The following is an 18,972-nucleotide window of genomic DNA, read 5'->3' on the forward strand; positions in this document are numbered from 1 at the left end:
CGAGGGGAGAGGACGAGAGCATGAGTGATCCAGTACCGCTGCAGGTACTGAAGCAGATTGGATCAGCTGATCATGTGGAGGGACTGCGCAGTTTGCGCGATCAAGTGCACGAGCAAATGGAAGCTCTTCTCAAGGCGCGTCCCGTCGAGCAGTTTAATGAACAATTGAACGAGGTGCACGATGCGTTGATTCAACGCTCCGCGGCCCTCGCAGAAGCGGAAATGGCACGGTTGGGGAAAGGCTCCCCGCCCGTGCCTTACGCGTATATATTGTTCGGCAGCGGCGGCCGGAAAGAGCAGACATTATCAAGCGACCAAGACAGCGGCGTTGTTTACGAGGATCCTGTATCTGATTCAGAAGAGGTTCAACTGTATTTTAAAGAGCTATGCGAAATGATCGTCATGAACTTGCAGCAGGTGGGATATCCGCTGTGTGAAGGAAACGTGCTCAGCAGTAACCGGGAATGGTGCTTATCCTTAACGGAATGGGGCATGAAGCTGGACAAATGGTTTGCGGAACCGGCTTGGGAGTCGGTCCGTTACCTGTTGATCGTAGCGGACGGCCGATGCGTATACGGGGATGAGAAGCTGCTCCATTTGTTGAAGGATTCGTTCTTCACCGATATGCTTAAATCGCCGATTATATTGAAGCGGATGCTGGAGAATACGATGAGGCATAAGGTTCTGCTAGGTTTTTTCGGCCAATTGTTAAAAGAGCAGTACGGTACGGATACCGGCAGTCTGGACATTAAGTACGGCGCCTATATTCCGATGGTGAATGCGATCAGACTGATGGCCGTCCAAGTCGGCATTCGCGAGACGGCGACCTTGGAACGTATTCGAAGACTGGCGAAGGCCGGTCAATTGTCCGACCATGAGGCTGCGGTTTATGAGCAGGCGTTCCGTCTCTTTCTGCGGCTGCGCCTCATGACGACCGAACAGAAGAACAACGGCTTATATGCAAATAACGGCAAGCTTTCCAGCAGTAAACTGACGAAAGAATTGACTGATGAATTGAAGAGTAGTCTGCGTCTAGGCAAGAAGCTGCAGCGAGCGGTATTCAAGCAAACGATGGGCAGGCTTACGTAGGGCGGTGATGTTGGGGTGAAGGAGCAAAAAGGCGTCGGTCGTATGTGGAATCTCTATAAAATGGGCGGATTTACACCTGCCATCGCTTCGATGCTAGGCTCGCAAAATGCGCAGCAAATGGCATTTATTCGCAACGTCAACAAGGAACAGCGCAAGCAGTCCATGCTGGATACACCTCTTAGGGAGCTGGAGGCTGTCGTATTCGATTTGGAGACTACAGGCTTCAATCCGACGAACGGGGATGAAATTATTTCATTTGGCGCTGTGCTCATGCGAGGCGGAGAGCTGTTCGAAAGCGAGTCGTTCTACAGTCTCGTTAACCCGAAGCGGAAAATTTCTAAAGCGATCGTGGAATTAACAGGCATTACGAATGAAATGGTGCAGGATGCGCCGGACCTTATGCAGGTGCTCCATGATTTTATGGAATTTGTGGGCAGAAGACTGCTTATTGCACATGCTGCCGGGCATGACAAGCAGTTTCTCAATGCTGCCTTATGGCGGACGTCAAAGGTTAACCTGAATCATCGGGTGCTCGATACGATGATGGTGGCGAAATGGCTGGAGCCCAACCGAGATGGATATAGCCTGGACGAACTGCTGAACAGCTGCTGCATACCGATTACGGACCGGCATCATGCGCTGCAGGATTCGATAATGACGGCGCAGCTTTGGCAAAATTATTTAACGCGGATTTTGGAAAGAAATATTACGACGCTGGGCGATTTGTACGCTTATCTAAGCAAGCACTAGTACAAGCGGAATAAATGCGCCATGCTCGCGGACATAGGGCTGCACTTGAGGGTTTTCTTCATCCTGCAGCGAGACGATCCAATAGGAAAGGGAAGACGCAGGCATAAATCCGTCAGCATCGCTAGTTGACGGCAAAGCCTTCGTCCGGGGATGGGAGTGAAATAAACCGACAAGGGATTGTCGGTTTTTTTGCATGTCGTAGTAGGCCCGCGTCCATTCCGCGGGGTCGAATGAGAAAGCATTGCCCGGGCTTGTATGAGCGTTGCGAATTGGAATGACGGTATCGATAACAAGCGGATGAACCGCGTCGCTTGAATCGGGTGTCTGACAGCTTGCAAGGATGCCGCATGCTTCTTGAGGATTTGCTTCGCTACAAATCCGAATAAGCAGCTCATATGCTTCTTTCGTAATCATGCCATTCGTTTCCTTCTCAGTCATGCTTAGGCCTCCCCGAGCCGTACCTGTATATGGAAAGTATACAGGATTTTTCTCTTATGCGCTAACGGACTGTAAAGGCCTTGTGCGGCTTCCTGGAATCATCGTGCTGGGGTTGGCCTTTATGGCTTCAGGGTTTGCCAGCGAGCTTGCCGGCCGTCTTAAGCGAGCTCTACAAACCATAACGTCTTATGATCATCGTCATTCGGCTATTTACTAATGACGAAGGTATGAACAGCGTTGATGTTACCGAAACTATAGGGATAACAGAAAGAAAAGCCTCATCCGATATAAGTGACGGATTTATGGCTAATGTCCCCTGCGGCTTGAGCTTCCATACGCCGCATGATACCATGTAGGCAGAATGAATATTCGCTAGAAGGAAGGTACTTCATGAAACGGATCATCACGCTTTTTACGATCGCGTTTGTTTTTGCCGGCTTAGCTGTTTATCAATATATGACCCACAATCCGGACGCCGCAACGCTGGCGGCATCTTCGGAGGATTTTAAACCGAAGGCCGGGTACAAGGCGGTATCGTTCAAGCTTCCAGCGCTTGACGAGCAGTCCTACGAGATCGGCGGCAAGCAGAGCAAGCTGAGCTTCGTTAATTTCTGGGCATCCTGGTGCGGGCCTTGTGAGCTGGAAGCGCCTGATCTGCAACGTCTTCACGAGAAGTACGGCGAATCGATTCAAATGTACGGCATAAACGCAACAAAGTATGACAAGGAGCGGTCAGCCAGAGATTTTGTGAATGAGCACGAGTTTACATTTCCGATCCTGATGGACCGCGAAGGCGACGTGACGAAGCAATATAAGGTTGACACCTTTCCGACAACGTTCTTGATCGATGACGACGGCGTAATAAGAGAGCGGATTAACGGAGTCATAACATTCGAGGAATGGGAACGGATTATTGCGAAATGGATGTGAGAAAAGAAGGGGCTGTCCCGGCAGGTATCGTACCTGCTTGGACAGCCCCTTTATTGGTCGATAGAAGAAATATTCGCTTAATGGTTCACGAGCCCTATTCGGTCATGCGGGTCGCTATGTCTGCTTTCTACCTTGACCATATTGAGAAGCGCATATCGAATACTGTCAACCAGCGCTTCCCAGCTTGCTTCAATTACGTTGCTCGATACGCCCACCGTGCTCCATGTATTCTCGAGGCTGGTCGATTCGATCAGCACGCGTACTTTGGCGGCCGTAGCGTCCTTCTCGTCGATGACCCGCACTTTGTAATCGGATAGATGGATTTCCTCGATCTTCGGATAGAACTGCACGAGCGCTTTGCGCAGGGCGTTGTCCAATGCGTTGACGGGACCGTTTCCTTCAGCTGCCGTATACACCTGCTGGCCGTCGACGTTGATCTTCACGATCGCTTCGGAAATCATCTGGCCGTTCGTTTTCTCGACGAGCATCTTGAACGATTCCACCTTGAAAATTTCCTTCGACTCGCCGCCGAATGCTTCGCGAAGAAGCAGCTCAAGAGAGGCGTCGGCTCCTTCGAATTGATAGCCCTGATGCTCGAGCTCCTTGATTTGATCCATAATCAGCTTCGTTTTCTCATTGTTCGCATTAACGTCAAGCCCAAGCTCCTGCGCCTTCGAGATGATGTTGCTTTGTCCGGCGAGCTCGGATACGAGAATCCGCTGTTTATTGCCGACCAGCTCAGGCTGGATATGCTCATAGGTTTTGGAATCCTTCATGATGGCAGAGACGTGAATCCCGCCCTTATGCGCGAAAGCGGCATTTCCGACGAATGCTTGGCCTACAGGCATATGCACGTTAGCGATTTCGCTTACGTAACGTGCCGTGCTCGTAAGGGAACGCAGCTTTTCTTCGGACAAAACATCGTATTTCATCTTGATTTGGAGATTCGGGATAATCGAGCATAGGTTCGCGTTGCCGCAGCGCTCGCCGTAACCGTTAATCGTTCCCTGAACCTGCCTCGCGCCGGCTTGAACCGCCGCGAGCGAGTTCGCAACGGCCAGCTCGCAGTCATTGTGCGTATGAATGCCGATCGGCGCATTCAGCTCCTTGCGGATGCGCGTTACGATATCGTGGACTTCGCCCGGGAGCGTGCCGCCGTTCGTGTCGCACAGCACAAGCCAGTCCGCGCCAGCTTCTTCCGCTTTCTTCAACACGGAAATCGCATATTCGGGATTGTGCTTGTAGCCGTCAAAAAAGTGCTCCGCATCAAATAACGCTTCCATGCCGTTGCGCTTCAGGAACGCCACCGAGTCGTAGATCATGGCCAGGTTCTCTTCCAGCGACGTCTGCAGCGCGGTATGTACATGGAAGTCCCATGATTTGCCGACAAGCGTAGCCGCAGGCACACCGGATTCCGCGATTCGCACAAGACTCGCATCCTGCTCGGCCAGGCTGTTCTTCCGGCGCGTACTTCCGAATGCCGTAACCTTGGCGCTGAGATTGAATGCTCTGATCCTCTGGAAAAATTCGATATCCTTGCTATTGCTTCCCGGATTGCCGCCTTCAATATAATGGACGCCCAGCGCGTCAAGCTTCTGGGCAATTTTTAATTTGTCATCCGCCGACAGGCTAATCCCTTCACCTTGTGTACCGTCACGCAGCGTCGTATCAAAGATTGAAATGTTGGTTGTCATTAACGGGACGCCTCCTTCACTGATAGCCTTTTCAAATCATAATTTACTATTATAACACTTGTTGTGCCGAAAGTAGAGAGGGGGGATGCAATTTTGTCCATTTTCGGCCCAAATGCGTTGACTTGAACTTATTGGAATTGTATGCTGGGGGTGGTTAAGCTTATGTGCGTTTCATGGATGAAGACGGGCGGTGCGGCTAGCTGATATGGCAAATGTAAATGAACATTACCCGGTCAAGGGCAGGGTTATCATACATCTGGATATGAACGCTTTCTATTGCTCCGTGCATGAAGCGGAGGAACCGGAGAAATATAAGAACAAGCCGACAGCGGTGTCGGGCAGCGTGGAACAGCGCAAAGGCATTATCGTCACCTGCTCGTACACGGCAAGGAGCAAAGGAATTAAAACCGGCATGACGGTTCGCCAGGCGGTGAAGCTTTGTCCGGAGCTCATCCTGATCAGCCCGAATTTTGAATTGTACCGCAAATATTCGCGCGGATTTATGTCCATTGCGCGGCAGTTCACTCCGCTTGTGGAATCGGTATCGATCGATGAGTGTTACATGGATATCACCGGATCCAAAATGTTCGGTACGCCGCTTGAGATCGCAACGAAGCTGCAGCAGCGGATTCAAACGGAGTGGTCGCTGCCCTGCTCGATCGGTCTCGCCCCTAACAAGCTGCTCGCGAAGATGGCATCAGACATGAAGAAGCCGAACGGTCTTACCGTTCTTCGGATCCGCGATGTAAAGAACATTCTGTGGGATAAACCGTGCGACACCTTATTCGGAATCGGCAGGAAGACGGCGGATAAGCTGGATAAGCTGAATATACGTACGATCGGACAGCTGGCGAAGACGGACGAGGCAATGCTTGTTAAACATTTTGGCGTAGTCGGCTCTTGGATGAAATCGGCTGCGTACGGCATTGACCATGCGGAGGTAAATCCGAACAGGGAGCGCAACAAATCGATCGGCCATACGACGACGCTGCCGAGCGACCTGACTGCAAGGGAGGATGTGTACCGCGTCCTTCTTAACCTGGCGGATCAGACGGGGCGGAGGCTGCGCAGACAGAAGCTGGTCGCGACAACGGTTCAGCTCACGATTCGGAAGCCGGATATGACGACGATTACGCGTTCCCATACGTTAGATGCGCCGACGCAGTCGACTGAGGATTTTTATAAGGAAGCATGCAAGCTGTATGATCAGCACTGGAGAACCGGAGAACCGATAAGGCTGCTTGGCGTCACGCTTCAAAACCTGTCGCTTCTGGAAGAAACGGCGCTGCAGCTCGATATATTCAACTATGAGCAGCAGCCCCGCAAGGAGGCTTTGACGAAGGCGATGGATCAACTGCGGGATAGGTTCGGGGAGAGCGCGGTTTTAACCGCGGGAATGCTGGGAGACGACCCGTCCACCTTAATAAGGAATAAACGAATTCGCGGGACATCCTTGCAAAAGGATGATAGTTTGTTATATATTGATGATTGAAGCTTGACTGGAGATAAAGAACGAGTTCATACGCATTATGTATATTTATTTGGGAGGGAATTTCCATGGCTAAATTTACTTGGGTAGAGAAAGACACATGTATCGCTTGTGGAGCATGCGGGGCTACCGCTCCTGATATTTATGATTACGACGATGAAGGTATTGCTGAAGTCATTTACAAAAATGACGGAAACAAAGGCAATACTGAAATTCCGGAAGACTTGTACGACGATTTGCAGGATGCGGCCGACGGCTGTCCAACGGATTCGATCAAAATCGCCGATGATCCTTTCAATAACTAATTAGAATGGAGAAAAGCTTCTTCTCGCTGACGGATCGGCGGGGAGAAGCTTTTTTGCATTTCTCTATACGGAATGAACAAGCAGCTGCAATGGCGTTACCGTTCTGCCGATAATAGGATTATACCTATGGCTGGGAGGATATGGAATGGAAGACCCGAAAGATATTTTCTATTTGAAGCAATTTGTGAAGAGGCATCCCGGCAATCAAATGGGCTGGTATTTGCTGGGCAAACAATATCTGCTTGCGGGGAAAGACGGCAAAGCGAACTATTGTTTCCTCCAAGCGGGAGAGGTTTACGACGCATTTGAGAATGAAAGCCACCCGTTATCGGAAAATCAGCTTCAGCAGCTTCGGGATTGGGATAAAAAGCAAAAGAAAAAGCGTCTTGCGCGACGGGCGGTCGCTATAGCGATATTGCTTCTGCTTGCCGCTATATGGATTCCAGGCAAAGGTACCGTTGACCAAGAGAAAGAAGCGATACTGCCTCTTCCGGGTATTCCTATCGGTACAGCGCCGCTTGGCGTCGTTGTCGTGCCCTTGAAGGAGCTGAGGCCAATCGGATATGCTTGGAACAGCTTGACGAGAGCGGGCTTGGAAGCTCCGAAGCTGACCGTAGCGGCCCGCATGGAGGAGGAAAACGGCTGGCGAAAGTGGACGGGGAGAACGAAGCTGCTCATGTCCGTCAATCGGGAGGACGCTGCAGGGAAGCTGGAAGTTGCCATGTTAGACCGGGATGCCTGCTCCTGTGAGCCGTCTGGGGATTCGGCCGCTTCGATGCTGTATGAGAAGTGGGCTTCGCGGCAGGAGACGCATTGGACGCTGTCCAGCGCGATCTATCATTATGAACGGAAATATAAAAAATGGCCGGAGAAGCTCGACGATCTCATCCGCCCCTATCCGCATAACGTGTTAGCAGGTGAGCGGAACGGGATGCGCGAGATGTTTGCTGATGTGCTGAATAAGCTGAGGAACGATCTGAAGCCAACGAACGGCAAGGGCGTTTCCGGAACGGATGTGCAGCCGGATCAACCGTCGGATGGGGATGAGACGGACAGCATGACATCCATAAGATCTATCGTAGGCACGAACGGGATCCTGGATCAGGAGTGGTCCAAGCCGCTTGAAATTATCGTCGATAAGGCTGCGCACCGGCTTGCCGTCGTCCAGGGAAACATAATCGTGCGCAGCTATACAGTAGGTCTGGGAGGCGATGAAACGCCGGAGGGCAGCTTCTATATCAGCGAGAAAGTAAGAAATCCGAACGGGCGCGATGACGGGGTATTCGGAAGCCGGGGAATGACGCTGTCGAACACGCTGTATGCGATCCATGGAACCGATGACCCGGCGAGCGTCGGCAAGGATAAGTCGCTTGGCTGCGTCCGTATGAACAAAGACGATGTGGAGGAGCTGTTCGATCTCGTTCCGTTGGGGACAATCGTGCATATAAAAAACGGGACGCTTCCGTCCAAGTCGCAGCAGCCGGCTGAGAGATTTAAGCTGGAACCGCGGCAGAACGAAACCAATCCCGCTAAAATATATGAATGGTTGACGTAATGATTATGTGGAGAGAATGAGAAGGACGGAAACGGCTACAATAACGACGCCAACGATGACGGCGACCCAGGTCAAAGCTTTCTTGTTTAGTTCTTCCTTCGGTTTTGTTTTCATCGTTGCCGGCTTTCTTTTAGCTGCGCTCATCGACAATCAACCTTTCTATTTCATAGTTATAATATCATGCTTTCATTGTAATCGTTTTCTTGACAAGCCGCAATATTCCGGATGCTTGCCTGCAGCCTGCAAGCTCTTTTCTTTTTGTTGCAAAAAAGATAAACTGACAGGTAGAACATACATCTGAGAACGGAGTGGGTAAGTTGCTTTATTCTTCTTTATTAAAACCTATATTTTTCCGAATGGATCCGGAGAAGGCGCACCATATCGTCATAGACGGTTTAGCCGCAGGAGGCAAAGTGCCCGGCCTGAACGGATTGATGCATGCCATGTACGGCGTAGCGAAGTCGCCCGAGCTTGCTGTCGATCTGTTCGGATTACAATTTCCCCATCCGGTCGGCCTCGCGGCAGGCCTGGACAAAAACGGCAAGGCTGCCGACGGTTTCTCAAGCATAGGCTTAGGCTTCGCCGAGGTAGGGACCGTGACGCCGAAGGGACAAGCCGGCAATGAGCTGCCAAGGCTGTTTCGATTGCCGCCTGACGAAGCGCTCATAAACCGGATGGGCTTTAATAACGACGGTACGGCAGCAATGGCCGAACGTTTGTCCCGCCGGAAAATAAACCGAATTCCGATCGCGGTCAATATCGGTAAAAACAAAACGACGCCGAATGAACTGGCGCACGAGGATTACCAGACTTGCATTCGCGATTTATATACATATGGCGATTTTTTTGTCGTTAATATCAGCTCGCCGAACACGCCGGATTTAAGAGATTTGCAGCATGGCGAAGAGTTGAGAAATCTGCTTGGCGCCGTCGTAAAAGAAATCAACGCTCAAGCGGCGAAAGCGGGAACGAAGCCGAAGCCGGTGCTCGTCAAGATCGCCCCGGATATGACCGGGCAGCAGCTGGAGCTAACGGTCGCTACCATTATGGAAAGCGGCGTGTCGGGCATCATTGCGACGAATACGACCTTATCCCGATCCGGTCTGCGGCATTCGAACGCGGGTGAAACGGGCGGCCTTAGCGGGAAGCCGCTGCGGGACCGTTCGACCGAGGTCATTCGCGCCGTATACCGGCAGACGGGCGGGCAGCTGCCAATTATCGGCTCGGGCGGCATCTTTACCGCACAAGATGCATACGATAAAATCCGCGCGGGAGCATCTCTGGTTGAAGTTTATACCGCTCTTATTTATAAAGGTCCCGGCTTGCTCCGCGAAATCACCGGGGGTTTGAAGGAATGCTTGCGTAGGGATGGCTTTCGCAATATTGCCCAAGCGGTAGGCGCAGAACATCGTTAAGAACAGGAGGCGGCCGGATGGACGGTAGAGACTGGAGTCTTTTTTTACAGCCTTATGAACAAGCGGTTGAAGAATTGAAAGTGAAGTTCAAGACGATGCGTGTTGAACTGAAAATAAGAGAGGCATACGCGCCGATTGAATTTGTCACCGGCCGGGTTAAACGGATATCGAGCATCCTGGAGAAAGCCAAACGGCTTAACGTTCCGGCTGACCAGCTCGATACGGGGATCGAGGATATAGCGGGCATACGGATTATGTGCCAATTTGTCGACGACATTCATCGCGTTGCCGATCTGATTCGTTCCCGGAAAGATTTATCGCTCGTATACGAGAAGGATTATATTACGAATTTCAAAGACAGCGGCTATCGCAGTTACCATATGATCGTTAATTATCCGGTCCAAACGGCTTTAGGCTATAAAATCGTGCTCGCCGAAATTCAAATCCGTACGCTCGCGATGAATTTCTGGGCTACGATTGAACATTCGCTCAATTATAAATTTAAAGAAAGCCTGCCGGAGGATGTCCGCAACAGGCTGAAGAAAGCGGCCGAAGCGGCCGCTCAGCTCGATACGGAAATGACGAGCATCCGTAAGGAAATATTGGATGCGCAGACCGAATTCGAGGAGCAATCGAACGTCGTGTCCAAGGTGCTGAACGGCATACAGGATTTGTACTTCTACCATCGTGTCCGGGAAGCGGCGCAGTTCCAGATGAAATTTAACGAGCAGTTCGAGAAAGAGGATTATCAGGGATTGAACCAATTATCGCTTGATATTCAAACCGCGATCGGCAAAGCGAAGAAGGCAAATCAAAGTTGACGCAAAAGAAGAGGCCGAGCGGTGAGCTCAGCCTCTTCTTTTGCGTATGGCCGGCAAGACTAGCCTTTCTGCTTAGGCTTATACGATGCGTCTATCGCGACTCGTATTTCCTCAGCTGTCTTGCCTTGTTTGCTTAAGGCGATGACATCCTCCATCTCCTTCTTGCAGATGCCGCAGCTTGTGCTGTGATTCGTCCAAGTAACGCTGCCCTCGTCCGCGGGATGCTCGGCGACATAGCACCGCAACAGCGAGTCATGCGGCGTCTCAACCGCAATGCCTTCCGCGCAGCCGCAGTAGCAGGTAATGCCGCTCATAATATGCGCATGCTTCTGCACCGCTTCATAGAGCTCGCTCGTATGCGGCGTATAATCGGCCAGAAAGCCGGGGAGCTCATCGTAGGAAGCAGTGGTCTGCCAAGTTTCGGAGCCGTGCTGATGCGTATCTCCATTTCCGTCATCCTTCGCTAAGCCGCAGGCGGTTAAAAGTGTGATAAAAGCGAAGGCGAGCAGCGCCGCGTACATGATACTCCGTATCCGGGAGGCCTTCAGCTCATCGGCCGCTTGCCCGGAAGCTTCCTCCGCGCTTAATCGCTGTCGTCTCATCATTGCGCTTCGGCCCCGGAATATTTGTTGAAGAAGGCTCTGAAATCATCCAGCGTGTAGCCGGCAGTCGTGCCTTCCTCAGCCAAACCGCCTTCCAATTTGTCAACCTGAACCCCGTCTTTGAAATAAGCCAGAGTCGGCGTATATTCGACATTGTATTTGTTAAAGTAAGTCGGGAACTCACGCAAATTAAACTGCGGAAGATCGATGCCGAGCTCATCCGCGAGCGGCATTAATTGCGGCGTTGTATTCCGGCAATGCGGGCAGTCCGAAGCAAAAAGGTAGACAAAGAAATCTTCCTTATCGGCGACCATTTTGTCTAATTCGGCCGGTAATATGATATTCTGATAATGAGGATCGTCCAGCAGGTCGCGGGTAGCCGGATTCAGTTCGGAGACAGGCTTGTCGTATAAGGCGTTCACCTTACCGCTATTGTTCAGTACGAATATGAAACCAAAAAGAATGACGACGATTGCGACGTACACATAGATCATTCTCACTTTCTTTTTCTTTTTCATAAGCTTGTCTACCTCCGACATGGATTTATTATGAACTTGCTGGTTCCTTTGCAGCATGTCCTTACTTTTATATATTATATAACAAAGCTGCATCCGTATGTAAGTAGATCGTCATCGTAGACATTGGCAGGAGGAATTGAGTATGATCGGCAATTTGCCGCGTAATTTCATGGAAAAAATGAAAAGTCTGCTCGGCAGCGAATTTGACAATTTTATGTCTTCTTATGGTGCCCCTCGCGTATACGGCCTTCGAATTAACCGTTTGAAGCTGAGTCCGGAGCATTGGAGAAGGCTTTCGCCTATCGGTTCTGAAGCAAAGCCGATTCCATGGGCTATGGAAGGTCTGTATTACAAGGAAGGCGAACGGCCGGGCAAGCATCCGCATTATCACGCGGGGCTCTACTATATTCAGGAGCCAAGCGCAATGGCGCCGGTAGAGCTGCTCGATGTCCGGCCGGGACACAGAGTGCTTGATTTATGCGCCGCGCCCGGCGGAAAGTCGACCCAAATCGCCGCAAAGCTGCAGGGCAGCGGCGTGCTGGTGACGAATGATAATGCCCGGGAACGGACGAAGGCGTTAGCGAAAAATATCGAGCTTGCGGGCGTTCGGAACGCCGTCGTTCTCAACGAGGAGCCGGCAGCGCTCGCTCCCGTCTTCCCGAATTGGTTCGACCGGATTCTCGTGGATGCGCCGTGCTCGGGAGAAGGCATGTTCCGAAAGGACGAATCGATGATTGCCGAATGGGAGAAACATTCCGTCGAAAGCTGCCGGGTCTTGCAGCGCGATATTTTGAGGCATGCCGCAGCGATGCTGATCCCTGGCGGATTGCTGGTCTATTCGACCTGCACCTTCTCGCCGGAGGAGAATGAGCAGCAGATCGCGTCCTTTTTATCCGAGCATCCCGACTTTCAGGTTGAACCGATCGAATGCCGTTACGGCTGGAGGCCGGGCAGAGCGGACCTCATTGAAGAGAAAGGCCTTCTTGATGCGAATCGGCTTGGCAGCATCGAAGGAACGATAAGGCTCTGGCCGCATCTCATCGAAGGCGAAGGACATTTTGCGGCCGTTCTGCGGCGCCGCGGGGATTCCGGTCATAAAAGACTGCAGGCGGAAAAGGCGTCGCCTGAAGCGTTGCCTGCTGCCGATAATAAAAGATTTGAAGGACAGGTTTTACGGGTTAGCGGCCAGGAGCCATATCAAGGTGCGTTAAGGAGCTCAAGCGGAGGAAGTTTGAAACGCGAATCGAGGCGCAGCGGCGGGAAGCCGAATGATGAGCGCATGGAGCAGCGGGACGAACGGCGCGAAGGGAAACGACAGGTCAGAGACATCGGGATGAGCATTGGACGAACGCATCGATCCAGTAAGAAAGCGTATGGCAAAGATCGGGATAAAAATACGAACAGCGGCGGGCTAGAGCTCGATCCGGCCGGTTTGTGGCGGCGGCAGGCAGAGCAATTCGTATCAGGCGCCGCCGGGTGGGAAGGAAGGATAGTCTCGTACGGCTCCAGGGTTTATATTCAACCGATGGACATTCCGTCTCTGGACGGCTTGCGCGTCGTAAGGGCCGGCTGGTATGTCGGCGAAGCGGGGAAGGGAAGAATCGAGCCTACGCATCCGCTCGCGATGGGTCTAAGACGAGAGGAAGCGCAGCGCTCGGTCGATTGGAGCCCGGACGATCCGCAGACGCTTCGTTTTCTGAGAGGGGAAACTTTATTTGTGGAGGAGTCGTCGATCTTGCTGCAGGACGGCGCTGCCCCCAAGGGTTATGTTCTGGTCTGCACGGACGGTTACCCGATCGGCTGGGGGAAATATGCAGGCGGCATGATCAAAAATGAGCTTCCGGCGGGATGGAGAATGATGTAGAATGAGCAAACGAATTCGAATCGATAAGCTGCTGGCCCATATGGGGCTCGGAACGCGCAGCGAAATAAAAAAAGCGGTTAAACAGGGTAAGGTGACCGTCGACGGCAAGCCGGTGAAGGACAGCGGCCTTATCGTTGATCCGGATCAGGCTCAAGTAGCTTATGATGGGGAAATTGTCGTATATCGCGATGTTGTCTACTTGATGCTGAATAAGCCTCAGGGCGTCATCTCGGCAACCGAGGACGGACGGGAACGGACGGTTATTGATTTGCTTGAGCCGGAGGACCGTCTGCTGGAGCCGTTCCCGGTGGGACGGCTTGATAAAGATACGGTAGGCCTGCTGCTGCTCACGAATGACGGACAGCTTGCGCATGAGCTGCTGTCTCCCCGCAAGCATGTCGCCAAAACCTATGAAGCGCTCGTCCAAGGGGATGTGGGGGAAACCGACGTTCAGGCATTCGCCGCAGGCGTGACACTGGACGACGGGTATGCCGCGATGCCGGCAGAGCTTCATATTGTGAATCGCGAGCAGAAGGAGGGCATGGTCTACTCATCGATCTCGCTTACGATTATGGAAGGCAAGTTCCATCAGGTAAAGAGGATGTTTGAAGCGGTGGGTAAAAAGGTTATCGCTTTGAAGCGGGTATCGATGGGACCGCTGCGGCTGGATGAAACGCTCGCCGAAGGAGCATACCGGGAGCTGACAGAGGAGGAAGTGGCGCTGCTTCGCGGGCATAGGCAGACGAACGGTTAGTTTATTTTTCAAAAAGAGATAAAGTCAGGAGTGGGAGAATGAGCTTGAAGTATGATTTGATTGCGCTTGACGTCGACGGGACGCTGCTTACGGATGACCATGTGCTAACGGACGCAATACGGGAATCGGTGCGGGAGACGGCGAACCGCGGCGCCCAGATCGTCTTATGTACGGGACGCGGTCCTTCAGGGGCGATTCCGATTCTTGAGGAGCTGGGACTAAGCGGAACGGTCATTACGCATAACGGCGCGGCGACCATTAACGCGGATGACCGGACAGTCGTGCATCAATATGATATGGTACAGGAGCATCTGCTTCGCTTTATCGAGTATTGCCGCAAGCAGGACATCCGATTTAATTTGAATACGGCGTTCGAATTGATGGTTGAGAAGCTCACGCCGGAAGAAGAAGCAATGTATGCGCATTTTCAGGAGAAGCCCTTGCTTCGTGACCTTAGCGGAGACTTGCCTGGCAGCTTAGTGAAAATGTCCGTATTCGGCAGCAAGGAGCAGATGGATCTCGTGCAAGCGGAGTGGGCGGAGTGGCGGCAGTGTCTCAAATCGATCCGCAGCGGCGATTATTTCATCGATCTGCATCACCCGGAGGCAAACAAAGGGATGGCGCTTCAGCAGCTCGCGGAAATCCGGAGGATCGACCGCAGCCGGATACTTGCCATCGGCAATTACTATAACGATATTACAATGCTGCAATTCGCGGGCACGGGCATCGCGATGGGGAATTCGCCGGAGGGCGTCAAGCAGGCTGCGGACGCGGTCTCGCTGACGAATAATGAAGACGGCGTCGCCGCCGCTTTGCGCGAATATGCATGGACATAAATGAAAAACCCGCCGGAGCGCTAAGCTTCCGGCGGGTTTTTGTTTTACGCACGATATCGTGGAAATAGTACTATACCGCTTTCGATACGATTACCAGAAGGGTGAACAATTCCAAGATTGCCCCTATGGACGTAAAACCTTTTGGAGCGCCCCCTGAATGTATAAAGGGGGCATCAGCAATTCATTCATGCCGCATGTAAGGCTGCTAGTCAGGCTGACCGCCAGTTCAGGCGAATTGCCAAGTCATTATGTTACCGGCCACGTCCGCGCGGCTTGCTCTTTGAGCCTCCGCCGCCCGGAGCGCTGCTACGACCGCCGCTTGAGAAGTTGCCGCGTCCGCCGGCAGGAGAGTTGCCTCGCTGTCCGCCGCGTCCTCCCGGCTGGGCGTTGCCGCGCACTGCGCCGCGGCTGCTGCCTCTCGCCTCGCTTTGAGCAGCCAGCCACGGATTGTCGGCTGCCGCGCTTGCGCTTCCTGCCGCGCGCGCATTGCCGCGAGGTCTTCCGCCGACTGCAGAACGTCCCGTCCCGCTTCGCTCGCCGCCCCGCCCGGAACCGCCGGCAGCTGCACGACCCGTTCCGCCGCGGGCTGCAGGGCGATCTGCGCTTCGCCGATCTGCGCTTCGGCCGCCGTCAAGCCGTTCGCCGCGCCGTCCGGCCCAGCCCGAGCTTTGTCCCGCTGCCTCGGCTGAATCCCGTGCCGCGCCGCCTTCATTCTTGCGTCTGCTGACCGCCGCACGTCCCATTTCGCTGCGGCCGCCTCTTCGTCCGCCAGGCTTAGCCCCACGGTCTTGCTGGGCGGTACGTTCGCGCCCGCCGCGACGTCCGTCGGACTTTTGTCCGCCGCGCCTGCCGCTTTCACCGCTGTCTTTCTCCTTGCGCGGGGAAATCGGACCGCGTACGGCCGATTCCTCACCGTTACTATCGATGGAGCGGCGGTCCAGCTTCGCGTTAATGCTCTGTTCGATGGACAGCAGCGTGTTTTTGTCATAAGGGGTAGCGAGCGTAATCGCTGTACCCTGCTGCCCGGCTCTGCCGGTTCTGCCGATGCGGTGGATGTACAGCTCGCCGTCCTGCGGCACATCGTAGTTATACACATGCGTAACGCCTTCGACGTCAAGTCCGCGAGCAGCAACGTCGGTAGCTACGAGCACCTGAAGGCGCGCGTCTCTGAATCGTTTCATGACCTGCTCGCGCTTGGCTTGCGTCAGATCGCCGTGGAGCTCATCCGATTCCACGCCCAGTTCTTGCAGCGCTTCGTTCAGCTTCTTGGCGCGAACCTTCGTCCGGCAGAAAATAACGGCCAAATAGGGTTGATGACTCTCCAATAAATGAATAAGCGCCTGCTGCTTGGCGCGGTCCGTCGTTTCATAGACAATCTGCTTAATGCTGTCGAGCGTCACATTCGTGCTGCGAATGCGGATATCGGCTGGGGATTTCATATATTCCGCTGCCAAGCGGCGTATCGCATCCGGCATCGTTGCGGAGAACAGCATCGTCTGGCGGGCTCTCGGCGTTTGCGTAATAATGCTCTCCACCTCTGTCAGAAAACCCATATGCAGCATTTGGTCGGCTTCATCGAGCACCAGCATTTGAAGCTTGCCTAAGCTTACGGTCTCGCGTTTCATATGATCGATAAGCCGGCCGGGAGTCGCAACGACGATATGCGGCGCTTGCTGCAGCTTGCGAATTTGCGCATCTACGTCCTGACCGCCGTATGCGGCAAGCACGCGTATGCCTAGGGGCGGCGCCAGTTTCTTCAGCTCGCTCGTAATTTGAATGGCGAGCTCCCTGGTCGGCGTCAGAATAAGCGCCTGCACCTGCTCCTTGTCGACATGAATTTTTTGCAAAATAGGCAGCGAAAAGGCCATTGTTTTGCCAGTGCCGGTCTGTGCTTGCGCAATGACATCCTGACCTCCAAGCAGCAGGGGGATGGTTTGTTTCTGAACCGGTGTCGGCTCCGTAATGCCGTCTTGATGAAGTATTTCACTTAACTGGGGAGTAATTCCCAAAGCGGTAAAGGCGGTTGACATTCGTATATTTCCTCTTTTCGTGTACATCGTTTGATGTTTAGTATAACAGTTGTCTCTATGATGTGCATCTTTGGATCTCATATGCTATCCTGATTTCAACACAAGAAAAGCAGAGGAATGATGAACGATGAATGGAACGGAACGCTCCGCGATTAGAGCGGGTATTCAGGTAGATATCGTATTGAAACAGGATCAACGGACCGGCAAGCTTACGCGCGGAATCGTAAAAGATATTTTGACCAATTCGCCCAATCACCCGCATGGAATAAAAGTGAGGCTTGAAGGCGGCCAGGTCGGACGGGTTAAGCATATACTCGCTAATGAATAAAGGAGTCCTGCTATGGCATTCGGCATTAAGAGAGCGGAAATGGAACTGTGGAAACAGGCCGTTGCCCGCGGCGATATCGCTTATTTAACTCATTATTGGATAGATCCGCGTTTCCCCGGGATGCGGACGGTAACGAAGGTAGGCTGCGCGGATCTGGACAAGCTGTCGCGCTGGTGTGTAGACAACGGACTAAACCCGCGGTACATTCATGCCAGGTCCGAATATCCGCATTTCGACCTGCTTGGATCAAAGCAGCGCGATGTGCTGCTGCAAGCGAATCAAATGGAGCAGTTAAGGCGGTTCGGAATGTTATCTTGAAAGGGGAGAATGGAGATGACCGATGAGAGGGCGGCTTTGCTTCGGGATTTCGGGGAATGGCTCCATTTCGTTACGGATTTAGGCCGTTATGGCGATTGGCTGTGGAATCAGAGCATAGCGGCGGGCAAATGGTCCGTTCGCGAGGTTGTCGGGCATATTTTAAAATGGGACGAGTATTTCCTTGAAGGGGCGGTAGCAAAGGTCGGCATAGGGCAGTCCCTCACCTTAAAGCATATCGACTACGATGAATTTAATCGTGAGGCTGCGGCTTATGGGAAGGAAGCCGCGTCCGGGGAGCTGGTCAATCAAGCGGTGCGGATGCGTACCATGATTATCAGCGAGCTGTCCGGCTTGACGGAGGAGCAGTACACTGCGGCATATAAGGACGCCGACGGCAATCTTTTTGAAGCTGCGCAATACATAAAGGACTTTATTTGGCATGACCGCCATCATATAGGGCAAATCCGGAGTCTCCTTTATTTCCGGCTAGAGGAAATGAGCCTCAACGGCTGGCCGGCCTTGCAGACGATCGTGTATGACGGCTGGCTTCTCCGGTTCTCGGAAGGCTATACGAAGCGTTCGAATTCCGTCAGTCCGATCTATGGTCATACGATTAAGCTTACCGACAAAATAGAAGCTTGCGAGCGCCTCTACAAAGCGCGCGGGATCAGGCCGGTATTCAAAATGACCCCGTTCGTCAAGCCTGCTGAATTGGACGGGGAGCTTACGGCTCGCGGATACGGACGGATCGATCATACGTTTGTCAAGACGGTTCATCTGGATCAGGTTCAATTGCCGGCCCATTCCGGCATACAGCTCGAACACGATCTTACGGAGGAGTGGCTCGCTGCATTATCCGGATTGTACGGACTATCGGAGGGGCAGAGGGAGGTTACCCGCAAAATGATGGAGCAATCGCCGCTTGCGAAGTGCTTTGCGATTTTACGGGAAGAAGGAGTCCCCGTCGCTTGCGGCATCGCCGTCATCGAGGATGGCTGGATCGGGCTGTATGACATCGTAACGAGTGCCAACCACCGTAATCGCGGCTTCGGCGAGCAGCTTATTTTGCACGTACTGGATTGGGGCAAGCGGCAGGGCGCGAAGCACGGCTACCTGCTTGTCGTGAAAGAGAACGCGCCGGCCAACCGGCTGTATGAAAAGATCGGCTTTGTCCATCAGTACGATTATTGGTACCTTGTACATCCGGAATAAGAGCTGAATTCCGAAGGAGGGTATA

General features: G+C 52.9%; 20 protein-coding genes. 14 read left to right on the forward strand and 6 right to left on the reverse strand.

Annotated elements, in window-relative coordinates:
- Nucleotides 1-20: 20 nt before the first annotated feature.
- Both H581_RS0112710 and H581_RS0112715 read left to right on the forward strand, forming a co-directional pair.
- Complete coding sequence (locus H581_RS0112710; protein ID WP_028610323.1) at nucleotides 21-1,088, forward strand: DUF294 nucleotidyltransferase-like domain-containing protein; 1,068 nt, start codon at nucleotides 21-23, stop codon at nucleotides 1,086-1,088.
- A gap of 15 nt (nucleotides 1,089-1,103) precedes the next feature.
- Nucleotides 1,104-1,838, forward strand: a complete 735-nt coding sequence (locus H581_RS0112715; protein ID WP_028610324.1) for a 3'-5' exonuclease — start codon at nucleotides 1,104-1,106, stop codon at nucleotides 1,836-1,838.
- Here the strand turns inward: H581_RS0112715 and H581_RS36420 are convergent.
- Nucleotides 1,824-2,276, reverse strand: a complete 453-nt coding sequence (locus tag H581_RS36420; protein WP_051250755.1) for a M67 family metallopeptidase — start codon at nucleotides 2,274-2,276, stop codon at nucleotides 1,824-1,826. The two genes, H581_RS0112715 and H581_RS36420, sit on opposite strands and share 15 nt — an antisense overlap.
- Before the next feature lie 390 nt (nucleotides 2,277-2,666).
- On the opposite strand from H581_RS36420, the gene H581_RS0112725 reads away from it, so the two are divergent.
- On the forward strand, nucleotides 2,667-3,206 hold the full coding sequence (locus H581_RS0112725) for a TlpA family protein disulfide reductase (protein WP_028610325.1): 540 nt from the start codon (nucleotides 2,667-2,669) through the stop codon (nucleotides 3,204-3,206).
- A gap of 77 nt (nucleotides 3,207-3,283) precedes the next feature.
- Here H581_RS0112725 and cimA read toward each other — a convergent pair whose 3' ends face one another.
- Entirely contained in the window at nucleotides 3,284-4,900 is a 1,617-nt protein-coding gene (gene cimA, locus H581_RS0112730; RefSeq protein ID WP_028610326.1) for a citramalate synthase, read from the reverse strand.
- Between the two features lie 205 nt (nucleotides 4,901-5,105).
- On the opposite strand from cimA, the gene H581_RS0112735 reads away from it, so the two are divergent.
- From H581_RS0112735 to H581_RS33905, 3 genes are all read left to right on the forward strand, one after another.
- Nucleotides 5,106-6,392: a DNA polymerase IV gene (locus H581_RS0112735; RefSeq protein ID WP_028610327.1), complete on the forward strand. Its 1,287-nt coding sequence runs from the start codon at nucleotides 5,106-5,108 to the stop codon at nucleotides 6,390-6,392.
- Nucleotides 6,393-6,457: 65 nt separating this feature from the next.
- Nucleotides 6,458-6,694, forward strand: a complete 237-nt coding sequence (locus tag H581_RS0112740; RefSeq protein WP_028610328.1) for a ferredoxin — start codon at nucleotides 6,458-6,460, stop codon at nucleotides 6,692-6,694.
- A gap of 145 nt (nucleotides 6,695-6,839) precedes the next feature.
- Nucleotides 6,840-8,249, forward strand: a complete 1,410-nt coding sequence (locus H581_RS33905; protein WP_051250757.1) for a L,D-transpeptidase — start codon at nucleotides 6,840-6,842, stop codon at nucleotides 8,247-8,249.
- 3 nt (nucleotides 8,250-8,252) lie between these two features.
- Here the strand turns inward: H581_RS33905 and H581_RS37895 are convergent, their stop codons facing one another.
- Nucleotides 8,253-8,393 (reverse strand): hypothetical protein, encoded by a 141-nt coding sequence (locus H581_RS37895; RefSeq protein ID WP_156889575.1) that lies wholly within the window; start codon nucleotides 8,391-8,393, stop codon nucleotides 8,253-8,255.
- A 173-nt stretch (nucleotides 8,394-8,566) separates the two neighbouring features.
- Between H581_RS37895 and H581_RS0112755 the strand changes: the two genes are divergently transcribed.
- Nucleotides 8,567-9,664, forward strand: coding sequence for a quinone-dependent dihydroorotate dehydrogenase (locus tag H581_RS0112755; protein WP_028610329.1), 1,098 nt, complete (start codon nucleotides 8,567-8,569; stop codon nucleotides 9,662-9,664).
- A 17-nt stretch (nucleotides 9,665-9,681) separates the two neighbouring features.
- Entirely contained in the window at nucleotides 9,682-10,485 is an 804-nt protein-coding gene (gene yjbM / locus H581_RS0112760; protein WP_028610330.1) for a GTP diphosphokinase, read from the forward strand.
- A 59-nt stretch (nucleotides 10,486-10,544) separates the two neighbouring features.
- On the opposite strand, the gene H581_RS0112765 is transcribed toward yjbM, so the two are convergent.
- Both H581_RS0112765 and H581_RS0112770 read right to left on the reverse strand, forming a co-directional pair.
- Entirely contained in the window at nucleotides 10,545-11,090 is a 546-nt protein-coding gene (locus tag H581_RS0112765) for a PCYCGC motif-containing (lipo)protein (protein WP_051250759.1), read from the reverse strand.
- Entirely contained in the window at nucleotides 11,087-11,605 is a 519-nt protein-coding gene (locus H581_RS0112770) for a thioredoxin family protein (RefSeq protein WP_036719031.1), read from the reverse strand. Before H581_RS0112770 ends, H581_RS0112765 begins: the two co-directional genes overlap by 4 nt.
- 142 nt (nucleotides 11,606-11,747) lie before the next feature.
- Here H581_RS0112770 and H581_RS0112775 point away from each other — a divergent pair, with 142 nt between their 5' ends.
- The 3 genes from H581_RS0112775 to H581_RS0112785 are packed head-to-tail and all read left to right on the forward strand — an operon-like array spanning nucleotide 11,748 to nucleotide 15,059.
- Nucleotides 11,748-13,469, forward strand: coding sequence for an RsmB/NOP family class I SAM-dependent RNA methyltransferase (locus H581_RS0112775; RefSeq protein ID WP_028610333.1), 1,722 nt, complete (start codon nucleotides 11,748-11,750; stop codon nucleotides 13,467-13,469).
- A gap of 1 nt (nucleotide 13,470) precedes the next feature.
- Nucleotides 13,471-14,223 carry a pseudouridine synthase gene (locus H581_RS0112780; protein WP_028610334.1) on the forward strand — a complete coding sequence of 251 codons (753 nt, stop codon included), beginning with the start codon at nucleotides 13,471-13,473 and terminating at the stop codon, nucleotides 14,221-14,223.
- Nucleotides 14,224-14,261: 38 nt separating this feature from the next.
- On the forward strand, nucleotides 14,262-15,059 hold the full coding sequence (locus tag H581_RS0112785; RefSeq protein WP_211231467.1) for a Cof-type HAD-IIB family hydrolase: 798 nt from the start codon (nucleotides 14,262-14,264) through the stop codon (nucleotides 15,057-15,059).
- Between the two features lie 251 nt (nucleotides 15,060-15,310).
- Here the strand turns inward: H581_RS0112785 and H581_RS33910 are convergent, their stop codons facing one another.
- Nucleotides 15,311-17,089: a DEAD/DEAH box helicase gene (locus H581_RS33910; RefSeq protein WP_036718550.1), complete on the reverse strand. Its 1,779-nt coding sequence runs from the start codon at nucleotides 17,087-17,089 to the stop codon at nucleotides 15,311-15,313.
- Between the two features lie 127 nt (nucleotides 17,090-17,216).
- Here H581_RS33910 and H581_RS0112795 point away from each other — a divergent pair, with 127 nt between their 5' ends.
- Genes H581_RS0112795 through H581_RS36425 form a run of 3 tightly spaced genes read left to right on the forward strand, consistent with a single transcriptional unit; the run spans nucleotide 17,217 to nucleotide 18,947 of the window.
- Nucleotides 17,217-17,417, forward strand: coding sequence for a YwbE family protein (locus H581_RS0112795; RefSeq protein WP_028610336.1), 201 nt, complete (start codon nucleotides 17,217-17,219; stop codon nucleotides 17,415-17,417).
- Nucleotides 17,418-17,429: 12 nt separating this feature from the next.
- Entirely contained in the window at nucleotides 17,430-17,735 is a 306-nt protein-coding gene (locus H581_RS0112800; protein WP_028610337.1) for a hypothetical protein, read from the forward strand.
- A gap of 15 nt (nucleotides 17,736-17,750) precedes the next feature.
- Complete coding sequence (locus H581_RS36425; protein ID WP_051250761.1) at nucleotides 17,751-18,947, forward strand: GNAT family N-acetyltransferase; 1,197 nt, start codon at nucleotides 17,751-17,753, stop codon at nucleotides 18,945-18,947.
- Nucleotides 18,948-18,972 lie beyond the last annotated feature (25 nt).

The sequence above is a fragment of the Paenibacillus harenae DSM 16969 genome (assembly GCF_000422465.1).
In the GTDB taxonomy this organism is placed as follows: domain Bacteria; phylum Bacillota; class Bacilli; order Paenibacillales; family Paenibacillaceae; genus Pristimantibacillus; species Pristimantibacillus harenae.

Bases quoted from the DNA above. Each gene is read 5' to 3' on its own strand.
- H581_RS0112710 (WP_028610323.1), top strand. From the start codon at position 21: ATGAGTGATCCAGTACCGCTGCAGGTACTGAAGCAGATTGGATCAGCT.
- H581_RS36420 (WP_051250755.1), bottom strand. From the start codon at position 2,276: ATGACTGAGAAGGAAACGAATGGCATGATTACGAAAGAAGCATATGAG.
- H581_RS0112725 (WP_028610325.1), top strand. From the start codon at position 2,667: ATGAAACGGATCATCACGCTTTTTACGATCGCGTTTGTTTTTGCCGGC.
- cimA (WP_028610326.1), bottom strand. From the start codon at position 4,900: ATGACAACCAACATTTCAATCTTTGATACGACGCTGCGTGACGGTACA.
- H581_RS0112735 (WP_028610327.1), top strand. From the start codon at position 5,106: ATGGCAAATGTAAATGAACATTACCCGGTCAAGGGCAGGGTTATCATA.
- H581_RS0112740 (WP_028610328.1), top strand. From the start codon at position 6,458: ATGGCTAAATTTACTTGGGTAGAGAAAGACACATGTATCGCTTGTGGA.
- H581_RS33905 (WP_051250757.1), top strand. From the start codon at position 6,840: ATGGAAGACCCGAAAGATATTTTCTATTTGAAGCAATTTGTGAAGAGG.
- H581_RS37895 (WP_156889575.1), bottom strand. From the start codon at position 8,393: ATGAGCGCAGCTAAAAGAAAGCCGGCAACGATGAAAACAAAACCGAAG.
- yjbM (WP_028610330.1), top strand. From the start codon at position 9,682: ATGGACGGTAGAGACTGGAGTCTTTTTTTACAGCCTTATGAACAAGCG.
- H581_RS0112765 (WP_051250759.1), bottom strand. From the start codon at position 11,090: ATGATGAGACGACAGCGATTAAGCGCGGAGGAAGCTTCCGGGCAAGCG.
- H581_RS0112770 (WP_036719031.1), bottom strand. From the start codon at position 11,605: ATGAAAAAGAAAAAGAAAGTGAGAATGATCTATGTGTACGTCGCAATC.
- H581_RS0112775 (WP_028610333.1), top strand. From the start codon at position 11,748: ATGATCGGCAATTTGCCGCGTAATTTCATGGAAAAAATGAAAAGTCTG.
- H581_RS0112780 (WP_028610334.1), top strand. From the start codon at position 13,471: ATGAGCAAACGAATTCGAATCGATAAGCTGCTGGCCCATATGGGGCTC.
- H581_RS0112785 (WP_211231467.1), top strand. From the start codon at position 14,262: ATGAGCTTGAAGTATGATTTGATTGCGCTTGACGTCGACGGGACGCTG.
- H581_RS33910 (WP_036718550.1), bottom strand. From the start codon at position 17,089: ATGTCAACCGCCTTTACCGCTTTGGGAATTACTCCCCAGTTAAGTGAA.
- H581_RS0112795 (WP_028610336.1), top strand. From the start codon at position 17,217: ATGAATGGAACGGAACGCTCCGCGATTAGAGCGGGTATTCAGGTAGAT.
- H581_RS0112800 (WP_028610337.1), top strand. From the start codon at position 17,430: ATGGCATTCGGCATTAAGAGAGCGGAAATGGAACTGTGGAAACAGGCC.
- H581_RS36425 (WP_051250761.1), top strand. From the start codon at position 17,751: ATGACCGATGAGAGGGCGGCTTTGCTTCGGGATTTCGGGGAATGGCTC.